This is a genomic window from Streptomyces sp. NPDC026301 (assembly GCF_055567935.1).
Genome location: NZ_JBVHPN010000002.1, coordinates 231,304 through 253,854, shown reverse-complemented (window position 1 = coordinate 253,854; position 22,551 = coordinate 231,304). Strand labels below are relative to the sequence as shown.

General features: G+C 72.4%; 20 protein-coding genes and 1 pseudogene. 11 read left to right on the top strand and 10 right to left on the bottom strand.

Annotation, left to right across the window (positions count from 1 at the left end; genetic code table 11):
* Positions 1 to 73 precede the first annotated feature (73 nt).
* From serS to ACZ4MH_RS04240, 5 genes are all read left to right on the top strand, one after another.
* The gene (gene serS / locus ACZ4MH_RS04260; protein ID WP_351594622.1) at positions 74 to 1,363 is read left to right on the top strand and encodes a serine--tRNA ligase; all 1,290 of its coding nucleotides are present in this window, start codon (positions 74 to 76) and stop codon (positions 1,361 to 1,363) included.
* On the top strand, positions 1,360 to 2,178 hold the full coding sequence (locus ACZ4MH_RS04255; RefSeq protein ID WP_351594624.1) for an HAD family hydrolase: 819 nt from the start codon (positions 1,360 to 1,362) through the stop codon (positions 2,176 to 2,178). The genes serS and ACZ4MH_RS04255 overlap by 4 nt, the downstream gene beginning before the upstream one ends.
* Before the next feature lie 217 nt (positions 2,179 to 2,395).
* Positions 2,396 to 3,082, top strand: a complete 687-nt coding sequence (locus ACZ4MH_RS04250) for a hypothetical protein (RefSeq protein ID WP_351594626.1) — start codon at positions 2,396 to 2,398, stop codon at positions 3,080 to 3,082.
* Between the two features lie 177 nt (positions 3,083 to 3,259).
* A complete protein-coding gene (locus tag ACZ4MH_RS04245; RefSeq protein ID WP_351594629.1) occupies positions 3,260 to 3,970 on the top strand; it encodes a FadR/GntR family transcriptional regulator in 711 nt (236 codons plus the stop codon).
* A 126-nt stretch (positions 3,971 to 4,096) separates the two neighbouring features.
* Entirely contained in the window at positions 4,097 to 5,407 is a 1,311-nt protein-coding gene (locus ACZ4MH_RS04240) for a CynX/NimT family MFS transporter (RefSeq protein WP_351594632.1), read from the top strand.
* Between the two features lie 44 nt (positions 5,408 to 5,451).
* On the opposite strand, the pseudogene ACZ4MH_RS04235 reads toward ACZ4MH_RS04240, so the two are convergent.
* Positions 5,452 to 6,150, bottom strand: a pseudogene (locus ACZ4MH_RS04235) (adenosylcobinamide amidohydrolase); the annotation flags it as partial.
* A gap of 35 nt (positions 6,151 to 6,185) precedes the next feature.
* Here ACZ4MH_RS04235 and mltG point away from each other — a divergent pair.
* Positions 6,186 to 7,052 (top strand): endolytic transglycosylase MltG, encoded by an 867-nt coding sequence (gene mltG / locus ACZ4MH_RS04230; protein ID WP_351594634.1) that lies wholly within the window; start codon positions 6,186 to 6,188, stop codon positions 7,050 to 7,052.
* A gap of 66 nt (positions 7,053 to 7,118) precedes the next feature.
* Here the strand turns inward: mltG and ACZ4MH_RS04225 are convergent, their stop codons facing one another.
* The 4 genes from ACZ4MH_RS04225 to ACZ4MH_RS04210 are packed head-to-tail and all read right to left on the bottom strand — an operon-like array spanning position 7,119 to position 10,774.
* Positions 7,119 to 7,847, bottom strand: coding sequence for an ABC transporter permease (locus ACZ4MH_RS04225; protein ID WP_351594637.1), 729 nt, complete (start codon positions 7,845 to 7,847; stop codon positions 7,119 to 7,121).
* Positions 7,848 to 7,894: 47 nt separating this feature from the next.
* Positions 7,895 to 8,806, bottom strand: a complete 912-nt coding sequence (locus ACZ4MH_RS04220) for an ABC transporter ATP-binding protein (RefSeq protein ID WP_351594640.1) — start codon at positions 8,804 to 8,806, stop codon at positions 7,895 to 7,897.
* Positions 8,803 to 9,714: an ABC transporter permease gene (locus tag ACZ4MH_RS04215; RefSeq protein WP_351594642.1), complete on the bottom strand. Its 912-nt coding sequence runs from the start codon at positions 9,712 to 9,714 to the stop codon at positions 8,803 to 8,805. Before ACZ4MH_RS04215 ends, ACZ4MH_RS04220 begins: the two co-directional genes overlap by 4 nt.
* Complete coding sequence (locus tag ACZ4MH_RS04210) at positions 9,707 to 10,774, bottom strand: ABC transporter ATP-binding protein (RefSeq protein ID WP_351594645.1); 1,068 nt, start codon at positions 10,772 to 10,774, stop codon at positions 9,707 to 9,709. Before ACZ4MH_RS04210 ends, ACZ4MH_RS04215 begins: the two co-directional genes overlap by 8 nt.
* Positions 10,775 to 10,995: 221 nt before the next feature.
* Between ACZ4MH_RS04210 and ACZ4MH_RS04205 the strand changes: the two genes are divergently transcribed.
* From ACZ4MH_RS04205 to ACZ4MH_RS04190, 4 genes are all read left to right on the top strand, one after another.
* Positions 10,996 to 11,862, top strand: a complete 867-nt coding sequence (locus ACZ4MH_RS04205) for a M24 family metallopeptidase (protein WP_351594648.1) — start codon at positions 10,996 to 10,998, stop codon at positions 11,860 to 11,862.
* A 32-nt stretch (positions 11,863 to 11,894) separates the two neighbouring features.
* A complete protein-coding gene (locus ACZ4MH_RS04200) occupies positions 11,895 to 13,658 on the top strand; it encodes an SDR family oxidoreductase (RefSeq protein ID WP_467754029.1) in 1,764 nt (587 codons plus the stop codon).
* Positions 13,659 to 13,858: 200 nt separating this feature from the next.
* A complete protein-coding gene (locus tag ACZ4MH_RS04195) occupies positions 13,859 to 14,824 on the top strand; it encodes a MerR family transcriptional regulator (RefSeq protein ID WP_351594651.1) in 966 nt (321 codons plus the stop codon).
* A 124-nt stretch (positions 14,825 to 14,948) separates the two neighbouring features.
* Positions 14,949 to 15,404: a hypothetical protein gene (locus ACZ4MH_RS04190; RefSeq protein WP_351594653.1), complete on the top strand. Its 456-nt coding sequence runs from the start codon at positions 14,949 to 14,951 to the stop codon at positions 15,402 to 15,404.
* Positions 15,405 to 15,502: 98 nt separating this feature from the next.
* Here ACZ4MH_RS04190 and pspAB read toward each other — a convergent pair whose 3' ends face one another.
* The 3 genes from pspAB to ACZ4MH_RS04175 form a co-directional block, all read right to left on the bottom strand.
* The gene (pspAB, locus tag ACZ4MH_RS04185; RefSeq protein WP_351594656.1) at positions 15,503 to 16,066 is read right to left on the bottom strand and encodes a PspA-associated protein PspAB; all 564 of its coding nucleotides are present in this window, start codon (positions 16,064 to 16,066) and stop codon (positions 15,503 to 15,505) included.
* Between the two features lie 138 nt (positions 16,067 to 16,204).
* The gene (htpX, locus tag ACZ4MH_RS04180) at positions 16,205 to 17,104 is read right to left on the bottom strand and encodes a zinc metalloprotease HtpX (protein WP_351594658.1); all 900 of its coding nucleotides are present in this window, start codon (positions 17,102 to 17,104) and stop codon (positions 16,205 to 16,207) included.
* Between the two features lie 187 nt (positions 17,105 to 17,291).
* Positions 17,292 to 18,197: an LLM class flavin-dependent oxidoreductase gene (locus ACZ4MH_RS04175; RefSeq protein ID WP_351594660.1), complete on the bottom strand. Its 906-nt coding sequence runs from the start codon at positions 18,195 to 18,197 to the stop codon at positions 17,292 to 17,294.
* A 79-nt stretch (positions 18,198 to 18,276) separates the two neighbouring features.
* Between ACZ4MH_RS04175 and ACZ4MH_RS04170 the strand changes: the two genes are divergently transcribed.
* On the top strand, positions 18,277 to 19,185 hold the full coding sequence (locus ACZ4MH_RS04170) for a Cof-type HAD-IIB family hydrolase (protein ID WP_467754025.1): 909 nt from the start codon (positions 18,277 to 18,279) through the stop codon (positions 19,183 to 19,185).
* Positions 19,186 to 19,257: 72 nt separating this feature from the next.
* Here the strand turns inward: ACZ4MH_RS04170 and ACZ4MH_RS04165 are convergent, their stop codons facing one another.
* Together ACZ4MH_RS04165 and ACZ4MH_RS04160 are read right to left on the bottom strand one after the other, a co-directional pair.
* Positions 19,258 to 20,658, bottom strand: coding sequence for a M23 family metallopeptidase (locus tag ACZ4MH_RS04165; RefSeq protein WP_467754023.1), 1,401 nt, complete (start codon positions 20,656 to 20,658; stop codon positions 19,258 to 19,260).
* A 146-nt stretch (positions 20,659 to 20,804) separates the two neighbouring features.
* On the bottom strand, positions 20,805 to 22,484 hold the full coding sequence (locus ACZ4MH_RS04160; RefSeq protein WP_467754187.1) for a sensor histidine kinase: 1,680 nt from the start codon (positions 22,482 to 22,484) through the stop codon (positions 20,805 to 20,807).
* Positions 22,485 to 22,551: the final 67 nt, after the last annotated feature.

The following is a 22,551-nucleotide window of genomic DNA, read 5'->3' as shown; positions in this document are numbered from 1 at the left end:
CTAAAGCGGACAAATTGCCCCGCAGCGGAATATCGCGTCGAGCGCCCCGGTCCGGCCCCGGTAGCCTGGTGGGGTGATTGACCTTCGCCTGCTCCGTGAGGACCCCGACCGTGTGCGCGCGTCCCAGCGCGCCCGTGGAGAGGACGTCGAGCTCGTCGACGCACTCCTCTCCGCCGACGAGCGGCGCAGGACCTCCAGCGTCCGCTTCGACGAGCTGCGTGCCGAGCAGAAGTCGCTCGGCAAGCTCATCCCCAAGGCCACCGGCGACGAGAAGGCCGAGCTGCTGAAGAAGGCCGGCGAGCTCTCCGCCGCCGTCAAGGCCGCCGACGCCGCCCAGGACGAGGCCAAGGAAGAGACCCAGGCGCTGCTCCTGAAGCTGGGCAACCTCGTCCACCCCGACGTCCCCGTCGGCGGCGAGGAGGACTTCACGGTCCTGGAGACGCACGGCACGATCCGCGACTTCGGCGCCGAGGGCTTCGAGCCCAAGGACCACCTGGAGATCGGCGAACTGCTCGGCGCGATCGACGTCGAGCGCGGCGCCAAGGTGTCCGGCTCGCGCTTCTACTACCTGACGGGCGTCGGCGCGCTGCTGGAGCTCGCGCTGGTCAACGCCGCCATCGCGCAGGCCACCGAGGCCGGCTTCGTACCGATGCTGACCCCGGCGCTGGTCCGCCCGCGCGCCATGGAGGGCACCGGCTTCCTCGGCCAGGCCGCGGAGAACGTGTACCACCTGGAGAAGGACGACTACTACCTGGTCGGCACCTCCGAGGTCCCGCTCGCCGCGTACCACATGGACGAGATCGTCGACGCGGCCAAGCTGCCGCTGCGCTACGCCGGCTTCTCGCCGTGCTTCCGCCGCGAGGCCGGCACGTACGGCAAGGACACCCGCGGCATCTTCCGGGTGCACCAGTTCGACAAGGTCGAGATGTTCTCGTACGTCGCGCCGGACGACGCGGAGAACGAGCACAAGCGGCTCCTGGACTGGGAGAAGCAGTGGCTGACCGGCCTGGAGCTGCCCTTCCAGGTGATCGACGTCGCCACGGGTGACCTGGGCTCCTCCGCCTCCCGCAAGTTCGACTGCGAGGCGTGGATCCCGACCCAGGGCAAGTACCGCGAGCTGACCTCGGCGTCGAACTGCGACGAGTTCCAGGCGCGCCGGCTGTCCGTCCGGATGCGCGACACCGTCGACGGCAAGCAGAAGGTGCAGCCGCTGGCCACGCTGAACGGCACGCTCTGCGCCGTACCGCGCACGATCGTGGCGATCTTCGAGAACCACCAGCTCGCGGACGGCTCGGTGCGCGTCCCCGAGATGCTGCGTCCGTACCTGGGCGGCCGGGAGATCCTGGAGCCCGTCGCCAAGTGACCCTGCCCGCCCCCTCCTTCCCGTACAAGCTCGTCGCGACGGACCTCGACGGCACGCTGCTGCGTCCCGACGACACCGTCTCGGCGCGCACCCGCGAGGCGCTCGCCGCGGTCACCGCGGCGGGCGCGGCGCACATCGTCGTCACCGGCCGCGCGGTGCCCTGGACCCGGCACATCCTGGCCGACCTGGACTACCGGGGCCTCGCGGTGTGCGGGCAGGGGGCGCAGGTCTACCACGCGGGCGAGAACCGGCTGCTGACGTCGGTGACGCTGGACCGCCAACTGGCCGGGCTGGCGGTCGCCAAGATCGAGGCGGAGGTCGGCCCGCTGTACCTGGCGGCGAGCCGGGACGGGCTGGACGGCGCCGTCGTAGTCGCGCCGGGCTACCGGGTCCACGAGGGCCCGCTGCCGAACGTCATGATCGACAACCTGGCCGACCTGTGGGCGGACCCGATCAACAAGGTCTACATCCAGCACCCCGAGCTCTCGGACGACGCGCTCGCGGCGACCGCCCGCGAGGTGGCCGGCGACCTGGTCGGCGTGACCATGGCGGGCCCCGGGATAGTCGAACTGCTGCCGCTCGGCCTGAGCAAGGCCACCGGCCTCTCCCTCGCGGCCCGCAGGCTGGGCGCCAAGGCCGCCGACACCATCGCCTTCGGCGACATGCCGAACGACATCCCGATGTTCGCCTGGGCCGCACACGGCGTGGCCATGGCCAACGCGCACGACGACCTGAAGGCCGTCGCCGACGAGATCACCACCTCGAACGAGGACGACGGCATCGCGGCGGTACTGGAGCGCTTCGTCGCCCTGTGATGCGGCGCGACTACGCCGCGTAACCGTACGCTTGTCCGGTCGTTGTACACATTGCGCGAAGGCACAGTGAGTACGTGACGACGAGAGTGCGTGAAGTTGAGGCCGGCCGGTCCTGAGAATCGGTCAATGAGTACGTGGCATCCGTGAGCAGCCTTCGCTCCTGAGCCCTGGACACGGGCAACACCCCAACCGTTCCGGTTCGAGAGAAGGCATTGTCATGCCATCGGAAACAGTCCTGCTGGAGTCGCGCACGATGCGCGACAGCGTCGTCGGACGAATAGAAGTCCTGGACAAGGTCAAGGCGTTGGTGATGCTGCCCGATGGGCTGCATGTCACTACGCGGATGGTGGCGGAGTATTTCGGGGTGGGTGAGCGCATCATCCACAGCGTCGTGAAGCGTCATCGCCCGGAGCTGTCGGAGAACGGCTTGCGCCTGCTGCGAGGCTCTGACCTGCAAGAGTTTGAAGTAGGCAACTTGCCTACTTCAAACAAGAGTTATCCACAGGGCCGTGCACAACTCTCTGTGTACAGCCGCCGTACGGTCCTGAACATCGCGATGCTGCTGCGGGACAGCGACGTCGCGCGCCGGGTCCGGATGTACCTGCTGGACGTCGAGGCGGCATCTCGGGAGCCCCAGCCCCGGCCGACGGTATCCACCACCAGCTCGTCCGGCTTCGTCGACCTCGGTCGGGCGCTGCAGGAGCTGGGCCCCGTGATCGGCAGAATCTCGGCCCGGCTGGACCGTGTCGATCACCGCCTGGACCACATGGACCGGCGTCTCGACGCCACCAACCACATCGTCGCGGCACTCAGCGTGCGTGTGCACAACCTCGGTGAAGAGGTACACGATCTACGCGACGACATGCGGGACGTGAAGTCGGAGCTGCGACGGCGACGCCGCTGACCTGCGAAGGTCTTTAAGCTTCAAGTTGAAGCTTAAAGACGGAGCAGTTATCCACAGGGTAGCTGCGCCGGTGCACGGGGTGTCCGCCAGACATCTCGTGCACCGTCCACGGCGACCACTTGTAGGATGACCGGGCAACCGATCGCCCCAGAGGTACCAGGCCACGAGAGGCAACGCATGACCCTGCAGGCCGCAGGACGGCAGTCGCTCGTGGACATCGTCGTCGACACGCTCCGCGCGCAGCTGAGCGCCGGGGAGTGGAAGGTCGGCGACCGCATTCCCACGGAGCACGCCCTCGCCGAGCAACTGCAGGTGGGGCGGAACACCGTGCGCGAGGCCGTACGCGTACTCGTGCACGCCGGGATGCTGCGGTCGCGCCAGGGCGAGGGCACCTTCGTTGTCTCGGCCGCCGACCCGGCCGCGGTCATGCGCGGGGTGCAGCGGTCCGGCGTACGGGACGTCCTCGAAGTACGGATCGCGCTGGAGGCGGAGGCCGCCCGGCTCGCGGCCCTGCGGCACGAGCCGGCGGACCTGGACCGGATGCAGGCCGCGCTGGACGCACAGCGGGAGCTGGAGGACGCCGCGGGCCAACCCGTGGCCGACAGCCTGGAGTTGTACGCCGACCACGACGTCGCGTTCCACCGAGCCGTCGTCGCCGCCGCGCACAACGCCGCGCTGAGCGCCACGTACGAATGGTTCAGCAGTTCCGTGCGCGAGGCGCTCGTCTCGGGGCTCGGCGACCGGGACATGCCGCAGATCCTGCACGGCGATCACCGCGCCGTCCTGGAGGCGATCGCCTCGGGCGACCCGGACGCCGCGGAGGCGGCCGCCCGCACGCTGCTGGACCGGCCGAAGCGTGCGGTGGAGGCACTGCTCGCCGACGGCTGAGGACAGTGCATGCGACCTGTGGATAACTCCCGGTTGAAACATTCACGTTGAATGTTTCGCAGGTCAGAGCCACAGAGCAGCCCTACGCGCATCCCGCCCTTCCACCGACAGGAGATTCACCCACCCATGCCCGCCCCCAGCCCCGATGCCCCGCCGACCGACGCCACCACGTTGCGCAGCGAGGTACCTCTGATCGACGCCGAAGAAGACCTCGCCCCCGCACCCCCGCTCGCCGCCGCCCGGCGCCGGCTGCGTACGCATCCCGCGTTGCTGCTCCTCGGCATCGTGCTCGCGTCCCTCAATATGCGGGCCGCGCTCGCGGGCGTATCGCCGCTGCTCGGCGAGATCGGCGAGCACTTCGGGCTGAACGCGACCGCCGGCAGCCTGGTGACCGTGATCCCGCTGGTCTTCATGGGACTCGGCTCCTACGTGGCGCCGAAGCTGGCCGGGCGCTGGGGTACCGAGACCGTCCTGTTCAGCGCACTGGTACTGCTCTGCGCCGGCATCGTCGTCCGGGTCGCGCCGCCGCTGGTGGCGCTGTTCGCGGGCTGTGCGCTGGTCGGCGGGTCCATAGCCCTGCTCAACGTGCTGATGCCCGGCCTGATCAAGCGGGACTTCCCCGACCGGGCCGCACCCATGACCGCGCTGTACTCGACGGCGATGATCCTCGGCGCAACCGTTTCGGCGGCCACCTCCGTGCCCCTGGAGAACGCGCTCGGCAGCTGGCAGGGCTCGCTGGTCTCCTGGGGGCTGCTCGCCGCGGTGGCCGCGCTCGTCTGGATCCCGCAGGTGGTCATCGCGCGGCGCGGTGCGCGGCACGGGCAGGCCGCCGCGGCCCCGAAGCCCGCCGCCGGGACCGGCCCGAAGCTCGGCCGCTCGCCGCTGGCCTGGCAGGTGACGCTCTTCATGGGGTCGCAGTCGCTGATCGCGTACGTGGCGATCGCCTGGCTGCCGACGGTCCTCACCGACCACGGGATGGACAAGGCCCGGGCCGGGCTGGTCTTCGCGTTCAGCACGCTGGTGCAGATGGCCGGTTCGTTCGTGGTGCCGGTACTGGCCGGGCGGATGCGGCGGCAGCGGCTGCTGGCGGCGTGCGTCGCGCTGCTGATGGCGCTCGCCTGCACGGGTCTGCTCGTCGCCCCGGTGGCCGGGGCGTGGGTGTGGGCCGCGCTGCTCGGCGTCGGGCAGGGCGGGGCGCTGGGCCTCGCGCTGACGATGATGGTGCTGCGGGCCGGCGATCCGCACACCGCCGCACGACTGTCCGGCATGGCGCAGACGTGGGGCTATCTGCTGGCCGCCGTCGGCCCGTTGGCGCTGGGCGCGGTGCACCAGGCGACGGGCGGCTGGACGCTGCCGCTCGCGCTGCTGCTCGTGGTCTGCGCCGCGCTGGTACTGCTGGGGCTCGGTGCCGGGCGGGACCGCCGCATCGGCGCCTGAGCTTCCGTACGCCCGTCCTGGTGCGTATTGCCGCGTTCCTGCTCCAGCGCGCGCAGCGTCGCCCCGTACACCGCGCGCGCCAGGCGGGCGCCCCAGAGGGAGCGCGGCCCGGCGAAGTCCTCGGCGGGCTCCCCCGGTGCCGGTACGCGCGCGGCGACGCACACCGCGTCCGTGGGCGTGCCCGAAGCGTCCAGGCCGTGGTGGAGGAGGGCCTGGACCTTCGCCTCGGTCGCCGTCATCACGGAGTTGACCAACGCGGCGTCGCTGAGCGCCACGGGCAGCGTGACGAGGATGTTGATCGTGCCGGGGTGGTACGCGGATGCCGCGGCGTCCGATGGCGCGGCGTCCGGCGCCACGGCGTCCGGTGCCGCGGCGTCCAGTGCCGCGGCCCAGCCGTGCACGCCTGTTCCCGCCGTGACGAGCGCCTGTGCGCCCCCGTCGTACGCCGACGAGCGGGTGCGCAGGATGTCCGCGGCCGTCATCATGCCGACGCCAGGCCCCGTCGCCCCGGAAGCGGCGGCGATCTCCGCGAGGTGTGCCTGTGGGTCGCGGCGCGTATAGCCGTGCGCGACCTGGGCGTTGAGTACCCAGGAGCGGTCGCCGAGGCCGCCGCCGAGCACCGCGCTGGAGATCATCCGGTGGCCCGGGCCCGGGCGCCACAAGAGGGCGGGGAGGCTCTGGCCGTCCGTGGTGTCGAGGTGCCGCACGGTGCGCACCGGGAGCGGCGGTATGGGCGGGGTCACCCACGTCACCCTACGGTCTGGCCTACCGTGCCCTCATGAGCGATGTGCACGATACGCAGCACTCCGGTGGTCGGCGCCGCGCACGCCTCACTCGGAGGGCGCGGCTTCTCCTGACCGGGTGCGCCGTCCTCGTCGTCGGCGTCGTCCTCCTCCTGGTGCTCCTGCCCGGGGACGAGCGGCCGGCGCGGGCGGAGAAGCTCACCCTCCCGGAGGGCCGGCGGGCCTCCCAGGCGTACGCGGCCGTCGACAAGGCGCTCCACGTCGCCGCGGGGACCACCGAGAAGGCCGCCAGGAAGGCCGCCACGGCCCGGAACCCGGCGAAGCGGCTGCGCCTGCCGGCCGAGGCGAAGGGCAACCCCGAGGGGTACCTCTATCCGGCGACGTATCCGGTCGACGAGGACACCACCCCGGCAGGCCTGCTGTCCTTCATGGTGAACACCGCGCGCCAGAAGTACGCGGCGGACGGCCTGCCGCCGTCGGCGCGCCCCGGGGGCCTGAGCGCGTACGAGACGGTCGTGGTGGCCTCCGTCGTACAGGCCGAGGCGGACACCCCGCAGGACATGGGCAAGGTCGCCCGGGTCATCCGCAACCGGCTCGCCAAGGGAATGCCGCTCCAGATGGACTCGACCCTCAACTACGGGCTGGGCCGGTCCACTCTGCGCACCAGCCACGCGGACACCCGTACGGACAGCCCGTACAACACCTACCGGCACGAGGGGCTGCCGCCGACGCCGATCGGCAATCCGGGGCAGGACGCGACGCGGGCCGCGATCTCGCCCCCGAAGGGCGACTGGCTGTACTTCGTCACGGTGCGGCCCGGCGACACCCGCTTCACCGCCGACTACGAGGAACACCGCAAGAACGTCCGGGAGTTCAACGCGCGGCAAGAGAAGAGCGGCTAGCCGGTGCCCTACGGGTGCCCACGCCGTCGCCCCTCCTGGTGCTTGCTCCGCCGCTCCTACTGGTGCCTACTCCTCCCCGGCCAGCGTCAGCGACTTGAGCCGGCGGGCCGCGTACCAGGTCGCCGCGCCGGTGACCACGACGAGCAGCACGACGGCGGGCACGAGGCCCACGTCCGAGGTGACCGCGCCCTCGGCACCGGCCTTCTGGGCGAGCGCGAGTGCCCACTGCTGGACGCTGAGGGTGCGCGCCCCGGGGACGAGGCTGCCGAAGACCGCCTCCCAGACCAGCGCGTAGACCAGCCCGATGACGACGGCGTGCCTGGTGACCGTGGCGAGGAAAAGGAAGAGGGCGCTGTAGGCGACGGAGGCCACCGCCGCGGCGAGCGCGTAGGCGACCGCGAGCTGCTGGCTGTTGCCGTTCAGTACGAAGCCCGCGATCAGTACGGGCACGGCGGAGAAGACGACGCTCACGCCGATCGCGACGAGCAGCTTGGTGACGATGACCGTCGACCGCCGTACGGGCTTGGCCAGGAGGTACACCACCGAGCCGTCGTCGATCTCCGGGCCGATCGCGCCCGTACCGGCGATCACGCCGATCAGCGGCACCATCGTGGCCAGCGCGAAGCTGCCCAGGACGGTGTTGGCCGTGGTGTCGTCGGCGCCGGTCAGCGCCCGTACGGCGACGGCGATGACGAGCAGCAGGACGGGCAGCGCGAAGAGGATGGCGGCGCGGCGACGGCCGAGCAGCGCCCGGTAGGTCAGCCGGGCGACGGTGGGGTGGACGAGCGATGACATCGCGTCAGGGCTCCTTTCAGGTCGTATGCGACCGCTTCGGTACGGCTTCAGGCCGCTACGAGATAGGAGAAGACCGATTCCAGCGACTCGTCCGAAGGCGAGACGGCGAGGAGCCGGATGCCGTGGTCGCGGGCGACGCGCGGCAACAGGGTGGTGAAGCGGCCGAAGTCGACGGCCTGGATACGCAGCGCGCCCTCTTCGAGGTCGACCTCGATGCCGGACGTCGAGGTGTCGGCGATCAGCGCGGCGGCCAGCGCCCGGTCGTCGTCGGACCGTACGAGGTAACGGTGCGGCCGGTCCGTCATCAGCCGGCGGATCCGGCGGAAGTCACCGGAGGCGGCGTGCCGGCCGGCCACGATGACCTCGATGTGGGACGCCAGCTGCTCGACCTCTTCGAGGATGTGCGAGGAGAACAGCACGGTGCGGCCCTCGTCGCCCATCCGCCGCAGCAGCTCCATCAGCTGCATGCGCTGGCGCGGGTCCATGCCGTTGAACGGCTCGTCGAGCAGCAGCACGGACGGCTCGTGCACCAGCGCCGACGCCATCTTCACGCGCTGCCGCATGCCCTTGCTGTACGTGGAGATGCGGCGGTCCTGCGCGTGCTCCATGTCGACGGTGGCCAGCGCGCGGGCCGCCTCCTTGCGGCCCAGGCCGTGCAGTTCGGCGTTGGCGAGCACGAAGTCGCGCCCCGTGAGGAAGTCGTACATCGCCTCGCGCTCCGGCACGATGCCGATGTCGCGGTAGATGGACTCGTTGCGCCAGACGGTGCGGTCGTCGAGCGTGACGGTGCCGCTCGAGGGCGCCAGGAAGCCGCCCATCATGTTGAGCAGCGTCGACTTGCCCGCCCCGTTGGGGCCGAGCAGGCCGGTCACGCCGGGGGCGATGGTCATCGTGATGTCGTTCACGGCGACGACGTTTCCGAACCAGCGTGAGACGCGGTCGATATGGAGCGTGGTCACAGTCCGGCCTTTCGGTAGCGGCGCATCAGCAGGGCGAGCGAGCCGGCGATGAGGCCCAGCACGACGAGGAGGTACACGAACCCCGCGCCCGTGGACGGGCCGATCCCATTGGGGGCCGCGGAGGTCGCGCCCAGGAAGGCGCTCTGCACGCCGTCGATGAGGGTGATCGGCGAGAACAGCCCCAGCCAGCCGATGACATCGATGTTCCCCTGGGCGAAGGCGATGCCCTCAATGGCGCTGACAGCGGCGTACGGGATGGTCAGTACGGCGATGACGGCGGCGACACCGAAGCCGCGGCGCGGCGTGAGCGCGGCGATGACCAGCCCGATCGCAGCGAAGAGCAGCGAGAGCAGGGCAACCGACACCAGGCCCTGGGCGAACCCCTTCGTCTGCTCGGCGAAGTCGAGTTTGGCCAGCAGCGCGCCCACGTACAGGATCAGCAGTGGCACGGCGGTGAGGAGGAACAGCGCGCCGCTCATCGCGGCGTACTTGGCCGCCACGTAGTCGCCGCGTTCGATCGGCCGCGAGAAGTACAGCGGCACGGTCTTGAAGCGCAGGTCGCGGGAGACGGACTGGGGTGCCTGCGCGGCCAGGAAGAGGCCGATGACCGCCTGCAGGTAGACCGCGTAACGGGTGTAGTCCAGCGGCAGGGCGTGCGCCTTGGTGAAGACCGTGACCGCCACGAGGATCGCGGCCGGTACGCACATCACCGCCAGCAGGATCATCGGCAGCACCTTCGTGCGCGCCGAGCGGCCCAGCCCGTAGGCGCCGCGCAGGCTCTGGGAGAAGAGCGAGCGGCGGGCGTACGCGCGGCCCAGCCGGGCGCCGTCGTAGTGGCGGTACCCGATGTTGTGGATCGAGGCGGCGGGGCCCGGGCCGCCCGTGGGCGCGGTGGTGGACTCAGGCATCGGGGGCTCCTGCGGGGGCTGCTTCGGGGGCTGCGGTGCGCGCGGTGGCGTCCGTACGGGCCGGGGCGGCGGCGTGGCCGCTCTCGCGACCGCTCACCTGGTCGCTCTCGTGGTCGCGGTCGCGGAAGACCTCCGCGATGCGGTGTCGGCGCTGTTCCATGCGGACCAGGCCGAGGCCGAGCTCCGCGACGGTGTCCCGTACCAGGTCGTACGTCTCCTCGCCGGCGGCCTCGATGTACAGCAGGCGGCCGGTCGCGGCCGGGTGCCCTTCTCCGGGGCCGGCCGCGGGGGCGGCCACCGCGCCGGCGGCGGTCAGCGCCTCGCGCAGCGCGCGCAGCCCGTCCGGGTGCGCGTCGGAGTCGGTGACCTCGATGGCCAGCGAGGTGGTGGCCTGGGTGAACTCGTCCGTGGCCGAGGAGCGCAGCAGCTTGCCGCCGTCGATGACGACGACGTGGTCGCAGGTGCGCTCCAGCTCCCCGAGGAGGTGCGAGGTGACCAGTACGGAGATGCCGAAGTCGCGGTGGACGCGGCGGATCAGGCCGAGCATCTCGTCGCGCCCCGCCGGGTCCAGGCCGTTGGTGGGCTCGTCCAGGAAGACCAGCTGGGGGTCGTGGACGAGCGCCTGGGCCAGCTTGACGCGCTGCTTCATGCCCGTGGAGTAGCCCCCGATGGGGCGGTAGCGCTCTTCGTAGAGGCCGACGTGGCGCAGGGTGTCGGCGGTCCGCTCCCGGGCGGCGGTCGGCGGCAGTCCGGACATCCGCGCCATGTGGACGACGAACTCGGTCGCCGAGACGTCCGGCGGCAGGCAGTCGTGCTCGGGCATGTAGCCGACCCGCTCGCGGATGGCGCCGCCTTCGGTGGCCACGTCCAGGCCGAGGACCGCGGCGGTGCCTTCGCTGGCGGGCGACAGGCCCAGCAGGATCTTGATCAGGGTGGACTTTCCGGCGCCGTTGGCACCCACCAGGCCGGTCACGCCGGGGGCGATGTCAACGGAGAGCCGGTCCAGTGCGGTCACCCGCGGGAACCGCTTGCTGAGGCTTTCGGTCGCGATCACAGTCACGCGTTCGACGCTAGTGGTGGGCGCCACATCAGACGTCACCCCAGACGGCTGGATGTTCGTCCGACTCCAGGCGTAGCGCCCCGTAGGGGGTCGTACGGGGGTCTGAGGGCTTCAGCGGGAAGTTTTCCACAGCCGACGACAGGCTCTTGACGCAGCCGCCGACCATTGTCACATTCATCAGTGTCAAGTTACGCGCACGTACCGCGACGGAACGGTTGGCGATGACCACAGCAGCGAGGGTGACGACAGCAGCGGGCAGCAGCCTGGCCGCTGAGCTCGGCGGGTTCAGGGAGGTCCAGCGGCTGGCGTATGCCTGCGCCGAGGCGGTGGCCGCGCAGCTCAAGCCGGGGGTGACCGAGCGCGAGGCGGCCCGCATGCAGCGCCACTGGCTGCGCGAGCGGGGCGTCACGGACTGGTTCCACCTGCCCTTCGCCTGGTTCGGCGACCGCACGGCCTTCGCGAACTTCCGCGTCCCGCTGCAGTTCTTCCCCACGAACCGGGTGCTGGAGCCGGGCATGCCGTTCATCCTCGACATGGCCCCGGTGTACAACGGCTACACCGCGGACATCGGATACTCCGGCTGCCTGGGCCTGAGCCCGCTGCACGACCGGCTGCTGGCCGACCTGGAGGCGCACCGCGAGCTGATCCTGCGCGAGGTGCGCGAGCGCCGGCCGCTGCGCGAGATATACGAGGACGTCGAGCGCCTCATGGTCCGCCAGGGGTATGCGAACAGGCACCGCGCCTACCCCTTCGGCGTGATCGCCCACAAGGTCGACCGCGTACGCGAACGCCGCTGGTCGCCCACGCTGTTCGGCTTCGGCACCCAGTCGCTCAAGGGCCTGGCGTCCGACGCGCTGCACGGTCACCGCGAGGGCTGGTCCCCGCTGTGGAGCCCGTACCGCTTCTCCGACCATCCGCCGCAGCCCGGGCTGTGGGCGGTCGAACCGCACCTCGGTTTCCGGGGCACCGGCGCGAAGTTCGAGGAGATCCTGGTCGTCACCGACTCCCAGGACCCCGAGGAGAGCGCCTTCTGGCTGGACGACGATCTGCCGCATGTGCGGCGCTGGCAGGAGGAGAAGGCGGCGTGAGCAGGGCACGTGGTGAGAGCGGGGAAGCGATCGTGAGCACGGGACTCGAGGGCGCGCGGGAGCGCCGGGTCCGCACGGGCGGCGTGGAGCTGTGCGTGGCGGAGCTGGGCGATCCGTCCCGGCCCACGGTGATGCTGGTGCACGGCTATCCGGACAGCAAGGAGGTCTGGTCGCGGGTCGCGCCGCTGCTGGCCGAGCGCTTCCATGTGGTGCTGTACGACGTCCGGGGCTGCGGCCGGTCCACGGCGCCGCAGCCGCTGCGCGGCGGGTACACCCTGGAGAAGCTGACCGACGACTTCCTGGCGGTGGCCGACGCCGTCAGCCCGGACCGGCCGGTCCACCTGGTGGGGCACGACTGGGGTTCGGTGCAGTCCTGGGAGTTCGCGACGGTCGAGCGCACCCAGGGCCGGATCGCGTCCTTCACCTCGATGTCCGGCCCGTCCCTGGACCACTTCGGGCACTGGATCAAGAAGCGGATGGCCCGGCCCACCCCGCGCCGCGCCGCCCAGCTGCTGAACCAGGGCGCCAAGTCCTGGTACGTCTACATGCTGCACACCCCGGTGCTGCCCGAGCTGGCCTGGAAGGGCCCGCTGGGCAAGCGCTGGCCGAAGATCCTGGAGCGCGTCGAGAAGGTACCGGCCGGGGACTACCCGACCGCGTCCCTGCCCACCGACGCCGCGCACGGCGCCTGGTTGTACCGGGACAACGTCCGGTCCCGGCTGCGCCGCCCGCGCCCGGACGCGTTCGCGCACTGCCCGGTCCAGCTCATCACCCCGACCGGTGACGCCTTCCTGTCGGAGCGGCTGTACGACGAGCTGGAGCAGTGGGTGCCGCAGCTCACCCGCCGCACGCTGCCCGCCAAGCACTGGGTGCCGCGGACCCGCCCGGACCAGCTGGCCGGCTGGATCGAGGAGTTCGTCACCGCCAAGGAGGAGGGCGATCCGGCCAAGGAGGCAGCGCCGCGCGGGCGGTACGCGGACCGGTTCGGCGGCAGTCTGGTGCTGGTGACCGGCGCGGCGAGCGGCATCGGGCGGGCCACGGCGTTCGCGTTCGCCGAGGCCGGCGCGCGGGTGGTCGCGGTGGACCGGGACGCCGAGGGCGCGGCCCGTACGGCGGACCTCGCGCGGCTGATCGGGGCCGGCGCCGCCTGGTCGGAGGCGGTGGACGTCAGCGACGAGGCGGCGATGGAGAAGCTCGCCGAGAAGGTCGCCGCCGAATACGGCACGGTCGACGTCCTGGTGAACAACGCGGGCATCGGCCTGTCCGGCTCGTTCCTGGAGACCACCTCCGAGGACTGGAAGAAGGTCCTGGACGTCAACCTCTGGGGTGTCATCCACGGCTGCCGGATATTCGGCAGGCAGATGGCCGAGCGCGGCCAGGGCGGCCACATCGTCAACACCGCCTCGGCCGCCGCGTTCCAGCCCTCCAGGACGCTGTCCGCGTACAGCACGTCCAAGGCGGCGGTGCTGATGCTCAGCGAGTGCCTGCGCGCCGAGCTGGCCGGGCAGGGCATCGGCGTCAGCGCCATCTGCCCCGGCCTGGTGAACACCAACATCACCAGCGCCTCGCACGTCGCCGGGGTCTCGGCCGAGGAGGAGCAGCGCCGCCAGTCCAAGGCCGCGCGCCTCTACGGCCTGCGCAACTACCCACCGGAGAAGGTCGCCGACGCCATCCTGCGCGCGGTGGTCCGCAACCAGGCGGTCGTTCCGGTCACCCCCGAGGCGCGCGGCTCCCGCGCCCTGTCCCGCTTCGCGCCGCGCGCCCTGCGCGCGATAGCCCGGATCGAGCCGCTGTAGGAAGCGTCGCGACGGGTCGGACGGGTCCGATGCCGGGGTGGCGCGAGTCGGCCGGGACGTTACCGCGCCGCTGCACGCGGTCGTACCATCCCTCGCAGGAAGGGTCGCTGCGCAGGGCCGCCCGGTACCTCGCGTACTCCCCGGCCGCCCGGGCGGCGCGGGCACGGTGGGCGCGCGGCCATCTCGTGAGGAGCACCGCATTGACCGAGCAGCACAGCCCCCCGGCCGAGTACCGCATCGAGGAGCTGGCGCACCGGAGCGGCACCACGGTCCGTACGATCCGCGCGTACCAGGACCGTGGGCTGCTGCCCAAGCCGGAGCGCCGGGGCCGGGCGAACGTCTACGCCGACGCGCATCTCGCCCGGCTGCGGCAGATCTCCGACCTGCTGGACCGCGGGTACACCCTGGCCAGCATCAAGGACCTGCTGGAGGCGTGGGACGCGGGGCGGGGGCTGAGCGGGGTGCTGGGCCTGGTCGCCGAGATCGACGGGCCCTGGACGGACGAGGAGAGCGGCCGGATCTCCCGCGAGGAGCTGGACGCGGCCTTCGGCGGCAGCCCCGACGAGGCGGCGGTGGCCGACGCGGTGGAGCTGGGGGTGCTGGAGCCGGTGCCGGGCAGTCCGGAGGAGTTCCTGGTGCCCAGCCCGCAGGAGCTCGCGGTCGCGGCCGAGCTGCACGCCGCCGGCGTGCCACTGCCCGCCATCTCCGGGCACCTGAGGGAGTTGCGGGTGCAGGTGGAGCACATAGCCTCCCGTTTCCTGGACTTCACCACCGAGCACGTCTTCCAGCAGTACTTCGACCACCCGCCGAGCGACGCCGAGGCGGAGGAGGCGGCGGGACTGGTCCGCCGGCTGCGGCCACTGGCCCAGCAGACCGTGGACGCCGAACTGGCCCGGGCCATGCGGTCCTTGGCGAGCCGCTATCTGCGCCATCAGCTGCACAGCGAGGCCCCGGAGCGGCAGGCCGCCACCGAGCAGGTACCGCTGCCGGCCGCCACGGTGCGGTCCGTCCGTGACCTCGTCGGCCCGGCGGGCGTCGCGGCCTTCGTCGCCGCGGCCACCGACCGCGAGGTGAGCGCCCGCCGGATGGATGCCATGGTCACGCACGCCGGCGGGTCGGGACCGGGCACGGCCGGCGAGGACACGGGCGCGGGCGCGGGGGCCTAGGGAATGTCCGGTTTCGGCGTGGGCGCGTAGAGCCCGGTCCCGGCGGCGTTGAGCCGGTTTCGGCGTGGGCGCGTAGAGCCCTGCTTCAGAGCCGTGTGGGCCCGGCCGGTGCGATCATCGCCCCATGGACCGTCCGCATCTGCCCAGTACCGAAGCCGTCGTCGGCGCCATTCGTGAGGCCGCTCGTGCGCATGGCCGCGACATCGAAGTGACCCACGACATCGGGGCGGACCGCTCAGGCCGCCGGCTGTCCGCCGGTGCGTTCGCCGTCGCCGACCCGGACGGCTCGCTGCCGCACGAGGCGTACGTCGAACTGTCCGGTGGGGCACCGCACATCGCGGTCGAAGTGTTCTCGGAGGACGACGCCACCGTCACCGTCGAGGGCATCCCCTTCCAGGATCTGCCCCGCGACGCCGTCCCGGCCTTTCTGCACGCCGTGCTGGGCGACCTCGCCCACGTCAAGGGCCGCTTCTTTCCGCCCGGTTGGTGGCTGGTGGTGCCGCTCCCCGGCGACGAGACGTACAAGGAACTGGTCACCGGGCCCGGCCTGACACCGTGGCTCAGCTCGCGCGTGCGGTGAGGGCACCGTCCGGATGAGAGGGACCGTCCGGACGAGAGGGACCGTCCGTTTCACGTGAAACACCCGCTGTGCCGTCGACTGCCCCGACGCGAAGGCCCTTACAGCCCCGGCGCTCCCCACACCGGGAACCAGCGGCTCAGGTCCTTCTCCACGGTCAGGTCGTCACCGAGCAGGGACCGTACTTGGAGTTCGAGCGGGTTGTCGCGCTTCTCACCGGAGCCGGAGAGCGGCGCGAAGGGATAGAACGTGCCGCGCTTGTAGAGGTAGACCAGGGCGAGCGAGCGGTCCCGCTCGTCCCGGAAGCCGATCAGCGAACAGAGCAGCTGCGGCCCGAAGCCCTCGTCCTGGAGCGCGGTGTTGACCGCGTGCAGGTCGTTGACCAGGCCCGCCGTGTCCTCGGCGGCGTGCCGGGCGAGCATCCAGGTATAGCCGTACTGGTCCTGGCTGAACTCCACCGGCGGGCCGAGCAGCGCCCGTACGTCGGCCTGGATGCGGGCGAACGCCCCGCCCTCGACGCTCGCGAAGCAGACCGACCCCCGGCCGGTCGGCGTGAACCCGGTCGCGGCCTGCAGGGTGATCGCGGCGGACGGCAGCGCGAAGAGCTGGTCGAGGTCGGGGCGCACCGCCTTGCTGCGGCCGAGGATCACGTCCAGAAAACCCATCGAATGGCTCCCAAGGGCGGAGGGGCAGGAGGGGACTCATTGCCGCGCCCGGGCCAATGCCGCGCCCGGGCCAGTGCCGCACCCGGGCCAGTGCCGCGCCCGGGACGGTGCCGCACCCGGGACGGTTTCCGGTCCCGTTCACGGGCGGCCCAGCTGGGCGGAGATGCGGCCGAGCTGGTCCAGGCGCTGTTCCAGCGTCGGGTGCGAGGACAGCAGCTGGACGGCGTTCTCCTTGGAGAAGGCCGGGGCGAAGTAGAACGCGTTGAACGGCTCGGCCTTGCGCAGGTCGCGGGTCGGAATCCGCGCCATCTGGCCGGTGACCTTGGTGAGCGCGGCGGCCAGCGCGGACGGCCGCCCGGTGAGCAGGGCGGCGGCCCGGTCGGCGGACAGCTCGCGGTAGCGGGACAGCAGCCGGGTGAGCAGGAAGCTGATGACGTAGACCACCGCGCTGACGGCCGTGACGATCAGAATGGCGAGGGCGGCGTTGTTGTCCCGGTTGCTGCGCCCCACGCCGCTCCAGAGCGCCGCCCGGGTGATGATCCCGGCCAGTACGCCCAGGAACGAGGCGATGGTCATCACCGCCACGTCCCGGTGGGCGACGTGCGACAGCTCGTGCGCGAGCACCCCCTCCAGCTCCTCGGGCTCCAGCCGCCGCAGCAGCCCGGTGGTGGCACAGACCAGGGAGTTCTTCTGGTTGCGCCCGGTGGCGAAGGCGTTCGGCACGTCGCTGTCGGCGATGCAGACCTTCGGCTTGGGCATGTCCGCGAGCGCGCACAGCCGGTCCACGGCGCCGTGCAGCTCGGGTGCCTGCTCGGGGGTGACCTCACGCGCGCCCATACCGAACGCCGCGATCCGGTCGCTGAACCAGAACTGCGCGATGAACAGCGCGCCCGAGATCACCAGCACGATCACCCACGCGCCCTTGAGCAGCACCACCAGCACGCCGACGACCACAACGTAGAGCAGGCCGATGAAGAACATCGTCATGACCATGCGCGAGGTCAGTCCGCGGTCCGGGGCGAATCGGGTCTGTGCCATCAGGACCTCCAGCCGGACGGTCCAGCCGACCACCCGTACGACGACGCCTCTGCCCCGATTCTCCCTCTTGATTCCCCTTTGATTCCTCTTGGCGGGGTAAAAGGGCCTTGATCATTCCCCCCGCTCCGGGTGTTCCGGCCCCCGCGCCGGCACCAGCCGGCTTCGCCCGCCGGCGCCCCTACGGCCCCTACGCCGCCAGCTGTGCCGGGGCCTCGGCCGCGATCCGCTCGAACACCGACAGGTCCGCCGCGAAGATCGTGTCATCGATCGGCCAGTGCAGGACGATCTCGTCGATGCCCAGCTCGCCGTGGCGCCCGGCGAAGTCCACGAACGCGTCGACGGAGTCCAGCGGCCGGTCCGGCGTGAAGCCGGTCAGCAGGGTCTTGGGCAGCTTCCCGGCGTCCCGGCCGGCGGCCTCGCACGCCGCGCCCAGCTTCTCGATCTGCCCGGCGATCGCGGCGTGCGACTGCTCGGGCGTCCCGGCGGCGGACACCTTCGGGTCGCCCGTGGTGACCCACGCCTGGCCGTACCGCGCCGCCAGCCGCAGCCCGCGCGGCCCGGTGGCCGCCACCGCGAACGGCAGCCGCGGCCGCTGCACGCACCCGGGAACGTTGCGTACCTCGTGCGCGCTGTAGTGCTCGCCCTCGTACGTGACCGCGTCCTCGGTGAGCAGGCGGTCCAGCAGGGCGACGAACTCGGCGAAGTGATCGGCGCGTTCACGCGGCGTCCACGGCTCCTCGCCGGCGCCGAGCAGGGCGTACGCGTCGAAGCCGTTGCCGCCCGCGCCGATGCCGAGCGTGATCCGGCCGTCGCTGATGTCGTCCAGCGAGATCAGCTCCTTGGCGAGGGTGACCGGGTGCCGGAAGTTGGGGGAGGTCACGAGGGTGCCCAGCCGCATGCGGGAGGTCGCGGCGGCGGCCGCGGTCAGCGTGGGCACGGCACCGAACCACGGCCCGTCCCGGAAGGGCACCCGCCAGGAGAGGTGGTCGTAGGTGTACGCGGCGTGGAAGCCCAGCTCCTCGGCGCGCTGCCACACCTCCCGACCACCTTCGGACCAGCGGCGGACGGGGAGGATCACGGTGCTCAGTCGCATGTCAACGAGCCTACGGTGGACGCGGACCGGAAGCGCGTAAAGCTCATGCGCGCGACCCAGCGCACGCCTGTGCGTGCATATGCGGGAAGATGGCCTCGTGACTGATGGCCCTGTGACAGACGATCCCGCCGCCGAGCCACCGCTGCCCGGCCGCCGCACCCGGCTGATCGCCACGGACCTCGACGGCACCCTGCTGCACGACGACAAGACCGTCTCGGACCGTACGATCGCCGCACTCGCCGCCGCCGAGGAGGCCGGCATCGAGGTCTTCTTCGTCACCGGCCGGCCGGCCCGCTGGATGGACGTCGTCAGCGACCACGTGCACGGACACGGCCTGGCGATCTGCGCCAACGGGGCCGCCGTCGTCGACCTGCACCGCGGCCGCCGCATCGTCGAGGTCCGCGCGCTGGAGCGGAGCGCGGCGGTCGGCGTCGTAGAGGCGCTGCGCGCCGCGGCACCGGGTACGTCGTTCGCCGTCGAGCGCACCGGCGGCATCCACTACGAGCCGCAGTACCCGCCGTTCCACCTCGACCCGGCCGCGCTGATCGCGCCCGTCGAGAAGCTGCTCGGCGAGGAGTTCGAGAAGGCCGGCCAGCCCGTACTGAAGGTCCTCGCCCACCACTCCGAGCTGGACCCGGACGCGTTCCTCGCCCTGGCCCGCGAGGCCGCCGGGCACCTCGCCTCGTTCACCCGGTCCAGCCCGACCGCGCTCCTGGAGATCAGCGGCGCGGGCGTCAGCAAGGCCGGCACGCTCGCCCGCTGCTGCGCCGAACGCGGCATCGCACCGCACGAGGTGGTGGCGTTCGGCGACATGCCGAACGACCTCGAAATGCTGACCTGGGCCGGTACGGCGTACGCCATGGCCAACGCCCATCCGGACGTACTGGCCGCGACCACCCACCGCACGGCGGCCAACAACGAGGACGGCGTCGCTCTCATCATCGAACGTTTGATCGACCAGCTACTGAAGGAACGGTCCGGCAGCTGACCCGCCCGCGCCGCACGGCCGTACTGCCGGGGCAGCGGCGCCTCACACCAATACCGCTGACCGGCCAGCACCTCACACTCGTACGCCGCGCCCCCGCAGCCAGTGGAGCGGCTCGATCGCCGCATTGGTACCGGGGCCGCGCCGCACCTCGAAGTGCAGGTGCGGCCCGGTGGAGTTCCCGGTGTTCCCGGACAGCGCGATCGGCTGCCCGGGACGCACCCGCTGCCCCGGGCGCACCAGTACCGCCGAGAGGTGCGCGTACTGCGTGTACGTGTGCGCGCCGTGCCGCACCAGCACGCTGATCCCGAACGGGCCCCCGCACTCCACCGCCGTCACCCGGCCGCGGCCCACCGACCGCACGGGCGTGCCGACCGGCACCGCGAAGTCCTGCCCCGTGTGGCGGTGCGCCCAGTGCGCACCGGCGCCGCCGAACGAGGCCGACAGCGAGTACTTCGTCACCGGCCGGGTCCACCCATGGGCGGGCGCGGCGGCGGGCGCGAGGAGCCGGGCGGCCGAGGCCACCCGGTCCGGCGGCCCGGCACAGCCGCCGGACGACCCGGCCGCCCCGGTCACCAGCCGCCACAGCCGCCCGCGCGCCCGGTCCAGGCTGCGCCCGATGCGCGCGCGCTCACCGGCCAGCCGCTGCTGCCGGGCGTCGAGGGCCTGCGTACGGCCGGCCGCCGCGGCACTCCCCGCCGCCAGCTTCCGGCTCGCGCGCAGCGCCGTACGCGCCCGGACCGCCACCGCGCGCTCCCGCCGCTCGGCCAGCCGGTGGCCGCGCAGCAGGTCTTCCGGGGACGCGGCGGCCAGCACGCGCACGGCGTAGGACAGCCCGCTGCCGGTGCGGTACTGCTCGGCCGCGATCCGCCCGGCGGTGCGGCGCAGCGCCGCCGCGTTACGGCGTTCCCGGCGCAGCCGCTCGGTCAGCCGCCCTGCACGGGCACGCTCCGCCCTGGCGGCGCGCAGGCCGTCGTTGTACGAGCGGACGGCCCGGCTCGCGGCCGCGTCGAGCCGCTGCACCTCCAGCCGAGCCCGGGCCAGCCGGCCGACCCGCCCGCGCGCGGCGGTACGGTCACGCACCGCAGTACGGTCACGCACCGCAGTACGGTCGCGCGCCGCAGTACGGCCGGACCCGCCGCTCTCGTACCGCGCGCCGCCCGCGCGCCGTACCTCGGTACCGGCCCGAGCCCCGGCCCCCTGCCGCGCCGCGCCCGTATGAAGTGCCGCGCCCTCGTGGCGCACCGCGCGCGACAGCGGCGCCACGCGCCCCGGCAGCGCCGCGCCCTCGTACGCGGTGGCGGCCACGGCCGGGCCCGCGGGCGCGCCGTCCGTGAGCAGTCCGCCGGGCAGCAGCCCGCCCAGCACGATCGTGAACGCGCACACGACGGCACCGCGCCGGCGGGCGCGCGGCCGGCCGGCGCGGCCCCGATGCGGCGCGCGTGCCTCCGGACGGCACGACAGACCTGGATGCATGGGCAGATAGTGGCGCGATCAGGACGCCGGGCGAGGGATCGCGGTTCCCGCTCGCGCCCGTAAGCCACCGAACGGAGCACAGGCGTCCGGCCACCTGGGGGAGCCGCGGCCCTCGGGCCACTCGGAATCAGCGGCACCTCCGCCTCCTACAGCGGCGCTTCCCACGTCACCATCGTGCCCGCACCCTCCTCGCCGAGCCCCGGCCCGTACGTACTGGACCCGCCCAGCGCCTCCGCCCTGCGGGCGAGGTTCTTCAGGCCGCTGCGCCGGCCGCCCTCGGGGATGCCGACGCCGTCGTCGGCGACCGTCAGCCGTACCGCGTCCCGCCCGTCCGGCAGCGTGGCCGTGGCGTCCACGACGATCTCGATGCGGGAGGCGTGGGCGTGCCGGAAGGCGTTGGACAGCGCCTCGCGGAGCGCGGCGATCAGGTTCTTGCCGGTCGACTCGCCGACCCTGGAGTCCACCGGGCCGACGAAGTTCACCGAGGGCGTGAAGCCCAGCGGCACCGCCGCCGTGCCGATCTCGCGCAGCACCCGTGTGCGCAGCCCCGCGGGCGCCTCGGCGGGCCCCTGCTGCAGGGCGAAGATCGCCGTACGGATCTCCTGGATCGTCACGTCCAGCTCGTCGACGGCCTTGCCGACGCCGTCCCGCACCTCGGGCACCACGGCCTTGCGCGCGGCGCTCTCCAGCATCATCCCGGTCGCGAACAGCCGCTGGATGACCAGGTCGTGCAGGTCCCGGGCGATCCGGTCGCGGTCCTCGTAGACGGCCAGCCGCTCGCGGTCGCGCCGCGCGTCCGCCAGGACCAGCGCCAGCGCGGCCTGCTGGGCGAACTGGGTGGCCAGCGTGCGCTCCGCAGCGGTGAACTGCCGCGCGCCGCGGGCCCGTGGCGTGGCGAGGGTGCCCAGGACGCGGCCGCCGCTCTTCAGGGGCAGCATCATGCTGGGCCCGAAGTACGGCGCGACCTCGGTGACCATGCGCGGATCGGTCGCCGAGTCCTCGACGAAGACCGGTTCCCCGGCGAGGAGGGCGGCGGTCACCGGGCTGTCGGGCGGGATGTGCGTCCCCGTGAGCCGTACCGGGTCGTCCGCCGCCGCGGCCACGATCTCCAGCCCGCCGTCCGCCATCGGCAGCAGCACGATCCCGGCCGCGGATTCCGCCAGCCGCCGGGCCTGCTCGGCGACGACGGCCAGCGACTCGTCCACACCGCTGCCCGCGAGGAGCGCGGTGGTGACGGCGGCCGCGCCGTCGATCCAGCGCTCGCGCTGCCGGGTCGCCGCGTACATCCGGGCGTTGCCGATCGCCAGGCCCGCCTCGGTCGCGAGCACCCGCACCATGTGCAGGTCGCCCTCGCTGAACTCGCCGCCGCCGCGCTTCTCCGTCAGGTATAGGTTGCCGAAGATCTCCCCCTGCACGCGGATCGGCACCCCGAGGAACGTGCGCATCGGCGGGTGCCCGGGCGGGAAACCGGCCGCGCGCGGGTCCTGTGTGAGGTCGGCCAGCCGCACCGGCCGGTGGTCGTGGATGAGCGCGCCGAGCAGGCCCTTGTGGCCGTCGGGCAGTGCGCCGATCCGTCGGTGGTCCTCCCCGCTCACGCCGTACGTCACGAAGTCCGACAGGCCCTCGCGCGCCTCGTCCACGATGCCGATCGCCGCGTACCGGGCATCGGCCAGCTCGGCCGCGGTCTCCACGATGCGGTCCAGCGTGACGTGCAGGTCCAGGCCCGCGCCGACGGTCCGCATGGCCTCCAGGAGGCGCGGCAGCCGGGCGGTGATCTGCGGGGCCAGCCCCTGGAGGCTGCGCGTCGCCTCGGTGGCGGCGTCCATGGTGTCGGCGGTGTCGGCATCGGATCCGTGCGCGGGACTCTCCGCCGGTCCGGGCCCGCTCGCTGAT